Annotated in this window: 12 protein-coding genes and 1 pseudogene; 2 read left to right on the forward strand and 11 right to left on the reverse strand. The window is 68.3% G+C overall.

Annotated features, from left to right (window positions below):
* Window positions 1–40 precede the first annotated feature (40 nt).
* The 8 genes and pseudogenes from HW532_RS02885 to HW532_RS02915 form a co-directional block, all read right to left on the reverse strand.
* Complete coding sequence (locus tag HW532_RS02885) at window positions 41–1087, reverse strand: TRAP transporter large permease (RefSeq protein ID WP_246479469.1); 1047 nt, start codon at window positions 1085–1087, stop codon at window positions 41–43.
* Window positions 1072–1347 carry a hypothetical protein gene (locus tag HW532_RS22015; RefSeq protein ID WP_246479471.1) on the reverse strand — a complete coding sequence of 92 codons (276 nt, stop codon included), beginning with the start codon at window positions 1345–1347 and terminating at the stop codon, window positions 1072–1074. The genes HW532_RS02885 and HW532_RS22015 overlap by 16 nt, the downstream gene beginning before the upstream one ends.
* Window positions 1348–1364: 17 nt before the next feature.
* Window positions 1365–1895, reverse strand: a complete 531-nt coding sequence (locus HW532_RS02890; RefSeq protein WP_213162977.1) for a TRAP transporter small permease — start codon at window positions 1893–1895, stop codon at window positions 1365–1367.
* A gap of 49 nt (window positions 1896–1944) precedes the next feature.
* Complete coding sequence (locus HW532_RS02895) at window positions 1945–3069, reverse strand: C4-dicarboxylate TRAP transporter substrate-binding protein (protein WP_213162978.1); 1125 nt, start codon at window positions 3067–3069, stop codon at window positions 1945–1947.
* 57 nt (window positions 3070–3126) lie between these two features.
* Window positions 3127–4409, reverse strand: a pseudogene (locus HW532_RS02900) (NAD(P)/FAD-dependent oxidoreductase).
* Entirely contained in the window at window positions 4406–6079 is a 1674-nt protein-coding gene (locus tag HW532_RS02905) for a hydantoinase B/oxoprolinase family protein (RefSeq protein ID WP_213162979.1), read from the reverse strand. The pseudogene HW532_RS02900 and the gene HW532_RS02905 overlap by 4 nt, the downstream one beginning before the upstream one ends.
* Window positions 6079–6225 carry a hypothetical protein gene (locus tag HW532_RS02910; RefSeq protein ID WP_213162980.1) on the reverse strand — a complete coding sequence of 49 codons (147 nt, stop codon included), beginning with the start codon at window positions 6223–6225 and terminating at the stop codon, window positions 6079–6081. Before HW532_RS02910 ends, HW532_RS02905 begins: the two co-directional genes overlap by 1 nt.
* Window positions 6204–8096, reverse strand: a complete 1893-nt coding sequence (locus HW532_RS02915) for a hydantoinase/oxoprolinase family protein (protein WP_213162981.1) — start codon at window positions 8094–8096, stop codon at window positions 6204–6206. The genes HW532_RS02910 and HW532_RS02915 overlap by 22 nt, the downstream gene beginning before the upstream one ends.
* Window positions 8097–8256: 160 nt before the next feature.
* Here HW532_RS02915 and HW532_RS02920 point away from each other — a divergent pair, with 160 nt between their 5' ends.
* Window positions 8257–8835: a helix-turn-helix domain-containing protein gene (locus HW532_RS02920; RefSeq protein WP_213162982.1), complete on the forward strand. Its 579-nt coding sequence runs from the start codon at window positions 8257–8259 to the stop codon at window positions 8833–8835.
* A gap of 8 nt (window positions 8836–8843) precedes the next feature.
* Here HW532_RS02920 and ggt read toward each other — a convergent pair whose 3' ends face one another.
* Together ggt and HW532_RS02930 are read right to left on the reverse strand one after the other, a co-directional pair.
* Window positions 8844–10472: a gamma-glutamyltransferase gene (ggt, locus tag HW532_RS02925; protein WP_213162983.1), complete on the reverse strand. Its 1629-nt coding sequence runs from the start codon at window positions 10470–10472 to the stop codon at window positions 8844–8846.
* Between the two features lie 20 nt (window positions 10473–10492).
* Complete coding sequence (locus tag HW532_RS02930; RefSeq protein ID WP_213162984.1) at window positions 10493–11233, reverse strand: IclR family transcriptional regulator; 741 nt, start codon at window positions 11231–11233, stop codon at window positions 10493–10495.
* A 259-nt stretch (window positions 11234–11492) separates the two neighbouring features.
* On the opposite strand from HW532_RS02930, the gene HW532_RS02935 reads away from it, so the two are divergent.
* On the forward strand, window positions 11493–12170 hold the full coding sequence (locus HW532_RS02935; RefSeq protein WP_213162985.1) for a glutathione S-transferase family protein: 678 nt from the start codon (window positions 11493–11495) through the stop codon (window positions 12168–12170).
* Window positions 12171–12210: 40 nt separating this feature from the next.
* Here HW532_RS02935 and HW532_RS02940 read toward each other — a convergent pair whose 3' ends face one another.
* Window positions 12211–13839 (reverse strand): peptide chain release factor 3, encoded by a 1629-nt coding sequence (locus tag HW532_RS02940; RefSeq protein WP_213162986.1) that lies wholly within the window; start codon window positions 13837–13839, stop codon window positions 12211–12213.
* Window positions 13840–13893: the final 54 nt, after the last annotated feature.

Genomic DNA, 13893 nt, shown 5'->3' on the forward strand with positions numbered 1-13893 from the left:
GGCAGAGACGCGGGAGGGCCCGCCGGGCGGTACAAGCCCCCTACTCCATCATTCCCGGCAGCCAGAGTGCGATGCCCGGCAGCAGCACGAGACAGACCAGCACCAGCAGATCGACGGCCACGAACCAGCCCACGCCGCGGAAGATCGTGGTCAGGGACACGCGGTCGCCCAGCGCGCCCTTGATGATATAGACGTTGAGCCCGACCGGCGGCGTCAGCAGACCGATCTCGAGCAGCTTGACCAGGATGATGCCGAACCAGATCAGGTCGAGCCCCGTCTCGCGCGCCATGGGCAGGATGATCGGCATGGTCAGCAGCAGGATGCCGATACTGTCGAGGAAGCAGCCGAGGATCAGGTAGAGCAGCGACACCGCGAGGATCACCATCAGGGGCGAGCTGCCCCAGGCTATGAAGGTGTCGGCGACGAAGGTCGGCACGCCCGACAGCGCCATGAAGCGGCCGAGAAGCGAGGTGCCGATCACCACGAGGAAGATGCTCGCAGTGCTGACCAGCGCCTGGCGGAAGCCCTTGCCCAGCACCTGCCAGTCGAGGCTGCGCTTGAGCGCGGCCACGGCGATGGCGAGCGCCGCCCCCACCGCGCCGGCCTCGGTGGGCGTGAACACCCCGAGGAAGATCCCCATGAGCACGCCGAGGATGATCACCGGCAGCGCCCAGGTGTCGCGGATGGCGGCCAGCAGATCGGCGCGGGTGAAGTGCTCCTCCACCTTCGGCGCCAGCGCCGGGCGCCGCAGCACACGCAGCACGATCATCATGGTGAAGGCGAGCGCCGTCAGGATCCCCGGCATGACCCCGGCGGCGAAGAGCTGGGCCACCGAGACCTCGGCCAGATAGCCGTAGAGCACCATCAGGATCGAGGGCGGGATGAGCGACCCCAGCGTGCCCGCCGCGGCGATCACCCCCGTCGCGAGGCCGGCATCGTAGCGATAGCGCAGCATCTCCGGCGTGGCGATGCGGGCGAAGGCCGAGGAGGTGGCGACCGACGAGCCCGAGGCGGCCGCCAGCACCGCGCTGGCGCCCACGCTGGCCACGGCGAGCCCGCCGGGCAACCAGCTCAGGACCATGCGCATGGTGCGGAAGAGCCCTGAGGAAAGGCCCGCCTCCGAGGCGATGAACCCATGAGCAGGAACATCGGGATGGCCGTGAGGTTCCAGTCGCCCACGAAGTTGAACGGGATCGCGGTGATGATCCCCCATGCGGCGCGCATGTTCAAAAGGACGGCGATGCCGATGAAGCTGACGAGCCCCAGCGCCACGCCGATCTGCACCCGCAGAAGCACCAGGACGATGCCGGCCCCAAGTCCGATGAATCCGATGGCGACGTTGTCCAAACCGTCGGCTCCTTGTCTCAGATATGTCCTTCGGCGGGGTCGGCCGGAGCGGGCGAGAAGCCGGGGTCCAGCGCCGCATTCAGCGCATGGCGCAGCGAGACGAGGCCAATCGCGGCAAAGCCCACCGGCAGCACGAATTTCGCGGGCCAGATCAGGACATAGACATTGCCCATCATCATCTCGCCCTTGGCCATGGCCGCGACGGCGTCGAACCAGGTCTGGCGCACGAGGATGGCGAAAAAGGCGGCGCAGACCAGATAGCCCAGCACCAGCACCGTGCGCTGCATCCATCCGGGCATGAGCTGCCAGAGCAGATCGACCTCGATGTTCTCGTGCTGCCACTCGACGAAGGCGAGCGGCAGGAACACGACAAGCACCATGTGATAGACGGAAATGATCTCCAGATTGCCCGGAATGGGCTGGTTCCAGAAATTGTCAGCGACAACGCCGGCCACGGTCTGGAGCATCATCAGCGCCAGACCTGCCCCCGCCAGAAGCATCAGCGCGCGGGCAAGCAGCAACAGCCCCTTGTCGATCCTGGCCAGCATTGTCGCCTCCTTTCATTCAGAACCCGCCCGTTCCCTCACGGCGCGGGGATCACAGCCCGTAGGCTGTGACGTCGACCTTGTCGTAGACCTCGGTCCTGAAGACGTCCGCGATGGCGTCCAGATCGTCCGCCGGGATATCCGCCAGCAGATCCTCCCACTTGGCGTAGGTTTCCTTGAACCGCGCGATGAGGGCTTCGGGCTCCTGCGCACCGAGCTTCTCGCCGGTCTCCACCGCCATGGCATCGACCTTGGCGTCGACGAAATCGGCAAGGCTCTTCGCCAGGCCCGCGGCGGGTTCGGACACGGTCACACCATGATCGGCGGCCTCCGCCAGCGCCTCGTCGACGGTACCGAGATAGGCGGCCGTCATGGCGACGATGTTGCCGGGCATGGCGTCGATCAGGATCTGGCGGTTTTCGGGGCTGAGCCCGGCCCAGGCATCCTGCGCCATGGCATATTCCCAGCCGGCGAAATAGGGGCCGACCTCCAGGAGCGTGGTGTATTTCGCCACATCCCAGAGCGAGCGCGACTTGAGATCGTTCGCGGCGTTGATCGCGCAGTCGAGCTGGCCCTTCTCGAGGCCCGTGAACATCTCCGACGACGGCACATTGACCGGCACCGCGCCCACGCTCTCCGCCCAGGCGGCGTGGACCGGCGAGGGCATGCGCAGCTTCTTGCCCTTGACCTGGTCCAGCGTGGTGACCTCGTCCGCACACATCATCACATATTGCGGCGAGGCGTAGGACCCAAGGAACACGATGCCCAGCCGCTTGAACATCTCCTGCATGGCCGGGTCGTTGATGTAGAAATCCGCCACGGCGAGCGCGGCGGTCATGCTGTCCGGCAGGCCGATGGCGAGCGCGGCCAGCGTGTTGTCCTCCGGCAGGTCCGACGGCGTGTAGGTGCCCGCATGATAGGTCATCTGCACGATGCCGTCGGTCAGGCCCGACAGATGCGCCACCGGCGGCAGGAGCGAGGTGCCGGTATAGACCTGCATCGTCAGATTGCCGTCGGAGGCCTCCTCGACGCTCTTCTTCAGCGCCATGTAGCCGTCGCGGGTCAGCGGATGGGTCTCCGGGAACCAGACGGAGGCGGTGATCTCCTCCGCTGCCGCCGGGGTCGCGGCACAGAACGCTGCGGCGAGCAGCAGTGCCTTGATCTTGGTCTTGGTCATGGTCTTTCTCCCTCTTTGTCGATAGTCGTGCCGTTGGCTGTTGTTGCGGCCCGCCGTTCAGGAGGCGAGGCCGAGCTTGTCCTTCATCCAGTAGTAGCGAACGCCCAGATTCATCACCGGCGCGCGCAGTGCGTGCCAGGCGATGGGCCGCACCGGCGTCTCCGGCAGGGGCAGCGGCGTGCCCTCGGTCAGCCTTTCGGCCAGCGCCGCGCCCATGGCCGTGGCCAGGGCGACGCCGCGCCCGTTGTAGCCCGCCAGGACCCACAAGCCCGGCTGTGGCTCGTGCAGATGCGGCAGCCCGTCCATGGTCAGCGCCAGATGTCCCGACCAGGCCATGTCGACACGCGCGCCGCGCAACTGCGGGAACATGCGCCGCATGCCGTTCTCCAGCTCCGCCTGCAGGCTCTCGGAATGCTCCGCACCCACCGCCCCGCGCCCGCCGATGACGAAGCGGCGGTCGCGCGTGAGGCGGAAATAGAAGGCGAGCTTGCGGGTTTCCGAACAGCAGGCACCGCCCGGCAGGATGGTCGCCGCAATGTCTTCGGGGAGCGGCTCGGTGGCCACGACGATTGATTGCACTGGCAGGAGCGAGCGCGCGACACGCGGCGCCAGCGTCGCATCATAGGCGTTCGTCGCCAGTACGACCGCTCGCCCGGCCACGCTCCGGTCGCCGAGATCGAGCCGCCAGCCCGCCCCGTCCCGCAGGATGCGCCGCACCCGCTCGCCGGTGGCGATCCTCGCGCCCGCCTCGCGGGCCGCGCGGGCGAGCCCCCGCGCATAGGACAGCGGGTTGAGCGTTCCCGCACGCGGGTCGCGCCAGCCGCCGCTATAGCCTCCCGCCCCGGTGGCGGAGGCGATGGCGTCGGCATCGAGCCGCTCGACCGGCACGCCCTCTGCTTCCCACTCCCGCGAGCGGGCATGGACCGCCCGCAGCGCGATTGCGGAATGCGCCGCCTGGATCCAGCCATGGCGGCTGGCGTCGCAGGCAATGCCGAACCGTGCGATCAGCTCGAAGACGCGGTCCGCCGCGCCTCCCGCGAATGCCACCAGCCGACCGCCGGTCTCGGGCCCCAGCGGGTGCGCATCTCCGCCGGGTCGATCTTGAGCCCGGGGATCACCTGCCCGCCATTGCGCCCCGAGGCCCCGAAGCCGATCTCGCATGCCTCGAGCAGGGAGACCGGGACGCCACGCTCCGCCAGATGCAACGCGGTGGAGAGCCCGCTGAACCCGCCGCCGACCACCAGAACCTCCGCATCCGCCGGCGCGTCGGCGTCCGGCGCGGATTCCTCCGCCGTGGAAAACCAGAGCGAACGGTCCCAGAGATCGGCGGAGAGCGTCATCCCAGCGTCTCCATCTGCGCAGGATAAGCCTGCCGCGCGGTCTCCTCGCTCAGGAGCCCGTTGCGGAGATCCTCCGCGACGAGCGCGGCTGGACGGTCGCAGGCCCGGCCGTAGCCGGCGCCGCCGCCCAGCCGGAAGACCACCAGATCGCCCGCCCTCAGCTCGGCCATGTCCTTCGAGGTGAGCCGGATCACCTCGCCGTCGCGATGGATCTCGCAGGCGCCCATGCCGCCCGCAGTGCCGCCGAACAGCGGCTCGGGCGCGGTGGCGAACCGGTCGGCATAAAGGGCCACCGTCGCGCCGTCGCGCAGGATGCGGAAGGATTTGGTGAAGCCCGCGCCGCCACGCATCGTGCCGTGGCCGAAACTGTCGGGCGTCAGCGCATAGGTCTCGACCCGGAAGAAGTCGTAATCCTGGTCGATGGCCTCCACCGGCGTGTTGGCGCAGTTCGACATGGGGCTGTCGATGGCGTCGCAGCCGTCCTCCTGCCTGGAGGCGCCATAGCCGCCGCCGAAGATCTCCAGATAGACCGAATAGGCGCCGTTGTTGAGCCAGCTCAGGCAGGCCACGGTGGTGCAGTCGAAGCCGTTGGCGATGACCTGATCCGGCACCGCCTGCGACAGCGCATTCATCGTGGCGTTGAAGGCGCGGTAGCAGATCTCCATGCGTGCCCGCACAGGGGCTGGATAGCGCGGATTGAGGATCGACCCCTCCGGCACGATCACATCGATGGAGCGGGTGAGGCCCGCATTGAACGGGATATCGGGCGAGGTCAGCACCGACTTCACACACGACATGGTGGCCGAGATCGCCGCCGCCAGCGGTGCGTTGAGGTTCGTGGCGACCTGCGGATCGGTGCCGGTATAATCCACGGTCATGCGGTCGCGGGCGATGGTGACGGTCGACTTGACGCGGATCGGCCCGTGGCCCAGCCCGTCGTCGTCGATCACCGCCTCGCCGGTATAGGTGCCGTCGGGCGCCTCCGCGATTGCCGCGCGCACGCGGCGCTCGGTATAGGACTGGAAGTCGGCCATGACCTCCTCGACCGTCTCCGCGCCGTAGCGGGCACACAGTTCGCCGATGCGCTGCGCGCCGATACGGTTGGCGGCGATCTGGGCGTTGAAGTCGCCCATGGTCTGCAGGGGCGCGCGCACATTGGCGCGCAGGAGGCGCTCCAGCGGGCCGCCATTCCAGTCGCGACTCATCGAGAACTTGGTGGGCGGAATGATGATGCCTTCGGAGTGCACGTCGCGGGCATGGACCGAAAGGCCGGGGCTGCCGCCGCCGATATCGAGGTGGTGCGCCACCGAGGCGGCGAAGCCCACGCGGCGCTCGCCGGCGAAGATCGGGTGGAAGAAGAACACGTCCTGCAGGTGCTGGCCGCCCGAATAGGAGTCGTTGATGACGAAGAAATCGTCCGGCCCCACCTCGTCGAGGTCGTATTCGCGCGCGCAGGCCTGAAAGACCGAGCCGATGGTCCCGAGCTGCATGGGGATCAGCTCGGCCTGCGCCACGGTGTTGCCGTCGCGGTCGAGGATCGCCGCGGAACCGTCGCGCGCCTCGCGCAGAATGGTGGAATAGGCCGAGCGGACAAGCTTCGCCCCCATTTCGCGCGCGGCGGCGAGAATGGCCTGGCTCAGCACGGCATAATCGATGGCGGATACGGTCATTACGCGGTCCTCGTCAGGGTGAGGTTGTCTTCGGCGTCGCGGGTGGCCTGCCAGCCGGGCGGCACATAGGCGGTGGAGGAGTAGCCCTCGATCAGCGCGGGCCCCGCGACGGGCGTGCCGGGCTTCAGCGCCGCGGCCGCGTGCACCGCCGCCACCCCGCGCTGCCATCGGGCAGAACGATGGGCGCCTCGGGCGGCGTGGTCCCCGCCCCCTTGCGCTCGCGGAAGGCGGGCAGCGTCTCGATCGGGCGCGAGACGGTCATCCGGAAGCCCACGACCTCGATCTTCTGGCCCCTGGACCCGCCATGCAGGAAGATGCGGTGATGCGCCGCCTGGAACAGATCCTCCAGCGTCGTCGCATCGAGGCGGCTCAGCGTCTCCGGCGTGAGCTCCACCGGCACTTCGAACGCCTGCCCCACGAAGCGCATGTCGGCAACGCACTCGAAGCGCAGCCCGTCCTTCAGCCCGAAGCTCTCGAAATCGGCCCGGGCCGCCTTCTCCATCTCGGCATAGGCCGCGCGCACCTTTTCGGGCGCGTCGGAATCGACGGTGAAGCGGCGCGTTATGGCCGTGATCTTGGAGAAGTCCGAGGCGATGAGCCCGTAGGCCGACAGCACGCCGGGATTGGGCGGTACGATGACGCGGGGAAGCTGCATCTCCTCCGCGATCTCGGCGGCCAGAAGCGGACCGGCACCGCCATAGGGCACCAGGGCGTAGTCGCGCGGGTCGTTGCCCTTCTCCGTCGAGACGAGCTGGATGGCGCGCACGATATTGGCCACAGACAGGCGCAGTGCCGCGGTCGCCGCCTCGGCCACGCTGAGGCCGAGCCCCTGTGCGATCGGCTCGAAGGCGCGCTCGGCCGCCTTCCGGTCGATGCTCATGGTACCGCCCAGGAAGGCTTCCGGCCGGATCGTGCCGCGCAGCACATGGGCGTCGGTGATGGTGGGCAGCGTGCCGCCCTTGCCATAGCAGGCCGGACCCGGCTCCGCCCCGGCGCTGCGCGGGCCGACCCGCAGCATGCCGCCATCGTCGATCCAGACCAGCGAGCCGCCGCCCGCCCCCACCGTGGCGATGTCGATGACCGGCGAGCGCACCGGCAGCCCGTCGAGCTCGGTGTCGGGGGAAATGCCAGGCTTTCCGTCGGTGACAAGGCAGACATCGGTGGAGGTGCCGCCCATGTCGAAGGTGATCACATTGCCGGTGCCCGCGCGTTCGGCCTGGCGGATCGCGCCGATCACACCGGCGGCGGGGCCGGAGAACAGCGCGGAGATGGCGTTGCGCCGCATCGCGGCGGCCGGGATACGCCCGCCATTCGACTGCATGATCGAGAAGCGCGCGTCAAAGCCGCGCGACGCCAGCTCCGTCTCCAGCCGGTTCAGATACTTGTCGATCACCGGCTGGACATAGGCCGCGAGCGTCGCGGTCGAGGCGCGCTCGAACTCGCGGAACTCGCGGGTCACATCGGCCGAGGCGGTGACCAGCATCTCCGGCAGCGCCTCGTGCAGCGCGGCGCTCAGCGCCTGCTCGTGCACCGGATTGGCATAGGACGACAACAGGCACACCGCCACCGACTGATAGCCGCCGGCGCGCAGCAGCGGTACCAGCCGCGCCACCTCCGCCGCCACGTCGAGAGGCGTCACCACCGTGCCGGCGGCGTCGATCCGCTCGGCCACCTCGAAACAGTCGGCGCGGTCGACCACCGGGCGGGGCCGCTTGTAGCGCAGGTCGTAGATGTTGCGGCGGTCGTGGCGCTGCAGGAAGAGAATGTCGCGGAACCCCTGCGTCACCACGAAGGCGACTTTCGCACCCTTGCGTTCCAGCAAGGCGTTCGTCGCCACGGTCGAGCCATGCACCAGATCGTCCACGCCGGACAGCGCCACCTCGGCCTGGTCGAGGGCGTTCAGAACGCCGATATCCGGGCTCGACGGGGTCGAGGGGACCTTGCGCACCTGGATCTCTCCGCCATCGACCGCCACGAGATCCGTAAAGGTCCCGCCGACTTCCACTCCAACCCGCATCCGTTCCTCCGTACCTGAAACTTCAAAAACAAAAATTCACTTTTCTGATAAAGAATCAAGATAATTTTCATTCAAGGCGAGCAAAATTTCATTTTCCTGCTAAGCTTGCGCGCGATTTGATGTTCTGGCACAAGGCAGCCCGTCTCCGAGGAATGCAGCTATGAAAGATCAGGAACAGGCCGGTGCGCCGGAGGAAGCCACGCTCGGTCAACGACTGAGGACCCTGCGCAAGAGCCATGCGCTGTCGCTCAAGGAGCTGTCGGCGCGCGCCAGCCTCTCGATCGGTGCGCTGAGCCAGATCGAGCGCGGACTCTCCTCGCCCTCCGTGCGCACGCTGAACAAGCTGGCGACGACATTCGACGTGCCGCTGTCCTATTTCTTCACCGATCCGGGCGCGTCGGAGGCCGACGGTGTCGTGGTCCGCCACGACCATGGAGGCGCCGAGATGGCGGTCAGCGCCCAGGGCATCCGCAAGCGGCTGCTGACACCCAAGACGCTCGGCGGCCTGCAGCTCATGCTCGTGCAGATGGAGCCCGAGGCCAGTTCCGGCCCGGAAGCCTATGGCCATCCGGGACTCGATGCCGGCTATGTGGTCAGCGGAGCGCTGCGGCTCGAGGTCGGCGGGCAGATCTACCTGCTCACCGCGGGCGACAGTTTCGGCTTTCCCTCCACCCGGCCGCACCGGTTCGAATGCGTCGGCACCCAGCCGGCCGAGATCGTCTGGGTCAACACCCAGTAATTCCCCTCTCAGCATGACAGTGCCATGCCGTCGGTTGCCGGGTCGGCGCCGCCCTCGGGGCCATGCCCGGTCAGGCGGATGCCGTGCACCCAGGCGATGCCGTAGCTCTGCGGGCTGCGCACGATGCCGTAGCCCTGCCGCTCCAGGTCGCGGGTCACGAATTGCGGGATGCGGTTCGTCACGTCGATGAGGTTGCTCGTGGCCGAGAAACGCGGCCAGGCCACCGCGTCGGACATCGACGCGCCGAAGTCCAGCACGTTCAGTATCGCCTGCAGCACGCCCATGGCGATCTGCGTCGCGCCCGGCGCCCCGATCACCAGCTCCGGCCGCCCGTCGCGGAAGACGATTGAGGGACACACCGAGCTGAACCGCGCCTTGCCCGGCGCGATGGACCCCGCATGACCGGGACGCGGGTCGAACACGCCCATGCAGCCGTTGTACATGAAGCCCAGCCCCGGCGTGACGACGCCGGAGGGCATGCCCAGCGAATGGGTCATCGAGACACAATTGCCGTCGGCATCGGTGACGCAGACCTGCGTGGTGTCGCGGCTGGGCCCGGCGGCGGAGAAGCGCGGCACGTCGGCCATTTCGCCGCGCTGGATCCGCCCGGCCACATCTCTCGCGTAGTCCTTCGACAGCAGTGTCTGCACCGGCACGTCGACGAAGTCCGGATCGCCGATATGGCGGTCCTTGTCGATGGTCGCCTGCTTCATCGCCTCGGCGACCACGCGCAGATACTCCGCGCTGTTGTGGCCCAGGGCGGGGAGGTCGAAACGCTCCAGGATGTTCAGCATCTCCAGCAGCATCAATCCGCCGCCGGGCGGCTGGTTGGAGGTGACGCGGCGGCCGCGATAGACGGTCTCCAGAGGCGACCGGATTGCGGCCCTGTATTCCGCCAGATCCCGTGCCGTCACCAGCCCGCCCCGCGCCGCCATGTCGGCCGCGATGGTGCTGGCAATGCTGCCCGTATAGAAGCTGTCGGCCCCCTCGCCGGCGATGGTCTCCAGCGTCTCGGCCAGCTCCGGGTTCTCCACGCGGTCGCCGACCTGCTTGGGGCTGCCGTCCTCGCGGCAATAGAGCGCCCGCCCGGGCGCGGACCAGGCGATGCGTTCGTAATTCGCCACGCGCCCCATCTCGGCGGGCATCGACCACCAGCCATGCACATGGGGCCGCACCGTCCAGCCACCGCGTGCCCAGCGGATCGCATGGATCAGCAGGTCGGCCCAGGGCAGCCGCCCGTGGCGGTCGTGCGCGGTGGCGTATGCGCGCAGGGACGCGGGCACGCAAACCGACAGATAGCCGATATCGTTCACACGCCCGCGCAGGGTAAAGCCAAAGCCGTCGCGCGCCTCGCCCTCGATCAGGTCTTCCCACATGTCGGGCGTCGCCGCCGCCGGAGCCGGCGCGTGGAAATCGACATATTCGTGCGCTCCATCCGCCGCGCGCCAGACCGCCATGCTGCCGAAGCCCGCAATGCCGCACATGAGCGGATCGACGACCCCCTGCACGAAGGCCGCGGCAATCGCCGCATCCACCGCGTTGCCGCCCGCGCGCAACACCTCGATCCCGCACTCCGTCGCCTCGGGCTGGGGCGTGACCACCATCGCCCCCGTCTCCCGTTCCGGCCTGCCTGCCATGCCCTCTCCCCCGTCCTGCTTCAGAACCGCGCGATGGTGTCCACGAGGATGCGGCCCACCTCCTGCACCCGCTCGGGCGTGTATCTCTGAATGATGTTGCCGACGCTCACCGCCCCGGCCAGCGTGCCGTCGGCCTCGAAGATCGGCGCCCCGACCGCGACCACATATTCGAAGAGATCGCCGTCGCCGACCGAGAACCCGGCCTGGCGCACCTTCGCGATCCGCGCCCGGACAGCGTCGGGCTCGGTCACCGTCGCCTCGGTGCGCCGGGCGAGCGGACGCGACAGATAGTCGTCGATCTCGGCATCGGGCAGATGCGCCAGCAGGGCCAGCGGAGCACCGCCGCAATGCAGCGGCAGCTCCATCCCCACCTCGGAGGCGAAAACCCGCACCGGCGCGGAGCCCTCCATCCGGTTCATCACCAGCGCCACGTCGCCATTGCGGATCATGTAGAGCGCTGTGTCCTGCGTCTGATCGACGATCTCGCGCATGATGAGGTCGACCCGGCTCAGCACCGGGTTCTTGGCCAGCGCCTTCTGCACGTAATGCAGCATCTTGGGACTGACCGAATAGAGGCCCGACTGGGCGCCGCGCTCGATGAAGCCGTGATGCTCCAGTGTCGCCACCATGCGCACGGTCACGGTCCGGGGATAGCCCACCGCGGCCGCGATCTGCGCCAGCGAACAGGGCGCGCCCAGATCGCAGATCGCCTTGAAAACGACGATGGCCTTTCCTGCCGAGAGACTGATATCCGTTGCCATATGTCCGATTATCGGTTATTATGTCCGAAATAAGGATGATGAGCTGGCCCATCCGCCCCTGTCAAGGCCTTGTTCCTGTCGGTCCGGCACGGGAGCTGTCCGCCAGCGCGACGATTGCACCGGCGGGCGGGCGTGAACGGCCCATGCGATACGGGGGATTCGCGGTACGACGACGAGGTCCGGCCGTGGACTCCGACAAGCCGGAAAAGCGGGTTAGAGTGTCGAAAGACGCGCCGGAACAATCACGCGGAACCGTCCAATGCCCCCCACCATGACAGCCTTCGAACGCTCGCCCGATGGCGGCAGGGGCCTGGCGCGCGACATGCGCGTTCGCTGGGCGCTGGAGGAAGTGGGCCAGCCCTACGATGTCCGCCTGCTCTCGTTCGAGGCGATGAAGGCCCCCGCCCATCTGGCGCTTCACCCGTTCGGGCAGATTCCGACCTATGAAGACGGCGATCTCGCCCTGTTCGAGTCGGGGGCGATCGTGCTCCATATCGCGGAGCGCCATGCGGGCCTGCTTCCGGACGACGCGAAGGCCCGGGCGCGGGCGATTACGTGGATGTTTGCCGCGCTCACCACGGTGGAACCGCCGATCGTCGAACGCGAAATGGCCCGGATCCTGGAGCGCGACGAGGCCTGGTACGACCAGCGTCTGCCTCGCCTCGAAGACGGTGTCCGCAAGCGGTTGGGCGAACTGTCCGCTTTCCTCGGCGAGGCCGACTGGCTCGACGGTGCGTTCAGCGCCGGCGACCTCCTGATGGTGACGGTACTGCTCCGCCTGAAGGGATCGGGGTTACTGGAAGACTATCCGAACCTCTCCGCCTATCTGGCTCGCGGCGAAACCCGGCCCGCCTACAAGCGTGCCTTCGACGCCCAGTTGGCCGTCTTCACCGCCGCATCGCGACAATCGTCGTCGACCGCGGTCAATTCCCCGTAATACTGGTTCTGGAAATTGACGGCCGCCGCCGGCGCTGCCATCACACCCGTTCGCGGGTGGCGAGGAAGCCGATATCGGGCCAGTCCTGCTGGATACGGCTGAGCGCCCAGGCGTTGCGGGCGAGGAAGACCGGGGCCTGCGCGCGGTCGGTGGCCAGCGATGAGCGGTTGGCAGCGATGAACCGCTTCAGCTCCGCGGGATCGTCCGCAACGACCCAGCGGGCGGTTTCGTGGCCGGCGCTCTCGAAGCCGACGGGCACGCCATATTCCCCCTCCAGGCGCGAGGCGACGACATCGAGCTGGAGCGAGCCGACCACGCCGATCAGCCAGTCCGACCCCGTCATCGGGCGGAACACCTGGGTCACCCCCTCCTCCGCCAGATCGTTCAGCGCCTTGGAGAGCTGCTTGGCCTTCATGGCGTCCGACAGGCGCACGCGCTGGATGATCTCCGGCGCGAAATCGGGAATGCCGGTCACGGAAATGCTGCGGCCCTCGCTCAGCGTATCGCCGACGCTCAGCGTGCCGTGGTTCGGGATGCCGACCACGTCGCCGGCCACCGCCTCGTCCGCCGTCTCGCGCTCCTGGGCGAAGAAGAACATCGGGCTCGACACAGTGATGTCCCGGCCCGAACGCACATTGCGCAGCTTCATGCCGCGCCGGAAGGTGCCCGAGCACAGGCGCACGAAGGCGATGCGGTCGCGATGGTTCTTGTCCATGTTCGCCTGGACCTTGAACACGAAGCCGGAGACCTCCTCGCCATCCGGCGCGATGGGCTCCGGCGCGGCGGGCTGCGGCCTCGGCGACGGCGCCCATTCGGCGACCGCGCGCAGAAGTTCGCGCACGCCGACCTCCTTCAGCGCCGAGCCGAAGAAGACGGGCGTGAGATGGCCGCCGCGAAAGGCCTCCAGGTCGAAGGCCGGCAGCGAGGAATGGGCGATCTCCAGTTCCTCCAGCGACGCCGCGACGATCGGGTCGTCCCGGTTCGGCACCGCGGCGACAAGCCGCTCGGCATCCGGCCAGTCCACCGGCCCGGGCTCGCCATCCGCCCCGACCATGCGGCCCGTCATGAGGTCCAGACAGCCGCGATGGTCGACGCCCATGCCGAGCGGCCAGACCGCCGGCGTGACGTCGAGCGCCAGCGTGGAGGCGATCTCGTCGAGGATCTCCAGCGGGTCCCGCCCCTCCCGGTCGATCTTGTTGACGAAGGTGATGATCGGGATGTCGCGCAGGCGGCAGACCTCGAAGAGCTTGAGCGTCTGGCTCTCGATGCCGCGCGCCGCGTCGATCACCATGATCGCGGAATCGACGGCGGTGAGCGTACGGTAGGTGTCCTCGGAGAAGTCGGAGTGGCCCGGCGTGTCGAGCAGGTTGAAGGTCAGCCCGTCCTGCTCGAAGGTCATGACCGAGCTGGTGACGGAGATGCCGCGCTTGCGCTCGATCTCCATCCAGTCCGACCGTGTGCGCCGGCGCTCGCCGCGCGCGCGAACATGGCCCGCGAGCCGAATGGCGCCGGAGGCGAAGAGCAGCTTCTCCGTCAGCGTCGTCTTGCCGGCGTCGGGATGCGAGATGATCGCGAAGCTGCGGCGCATCCTGTGCGGGGCGCCATTGCGCGCCGTGCGGGCACCCTCGCCCGTCAGGCCCGCCGCGGGCGGTGTCGTTGTCTCGGTCATGTCCTGCGAAATCGGTTGTCCGTGGCCCTTGCGGCCCCTGGGCCGGCAGGTCGC

It is taken from the genome of Kaustia mangrovi, assembly GCF_015482775.1.
Lineage (GTDB): Bacteria > Pseudomonadota > Alphaproteobacteria > Rhizobiales > Im1 > Kaustia > Kaustia mangrovi.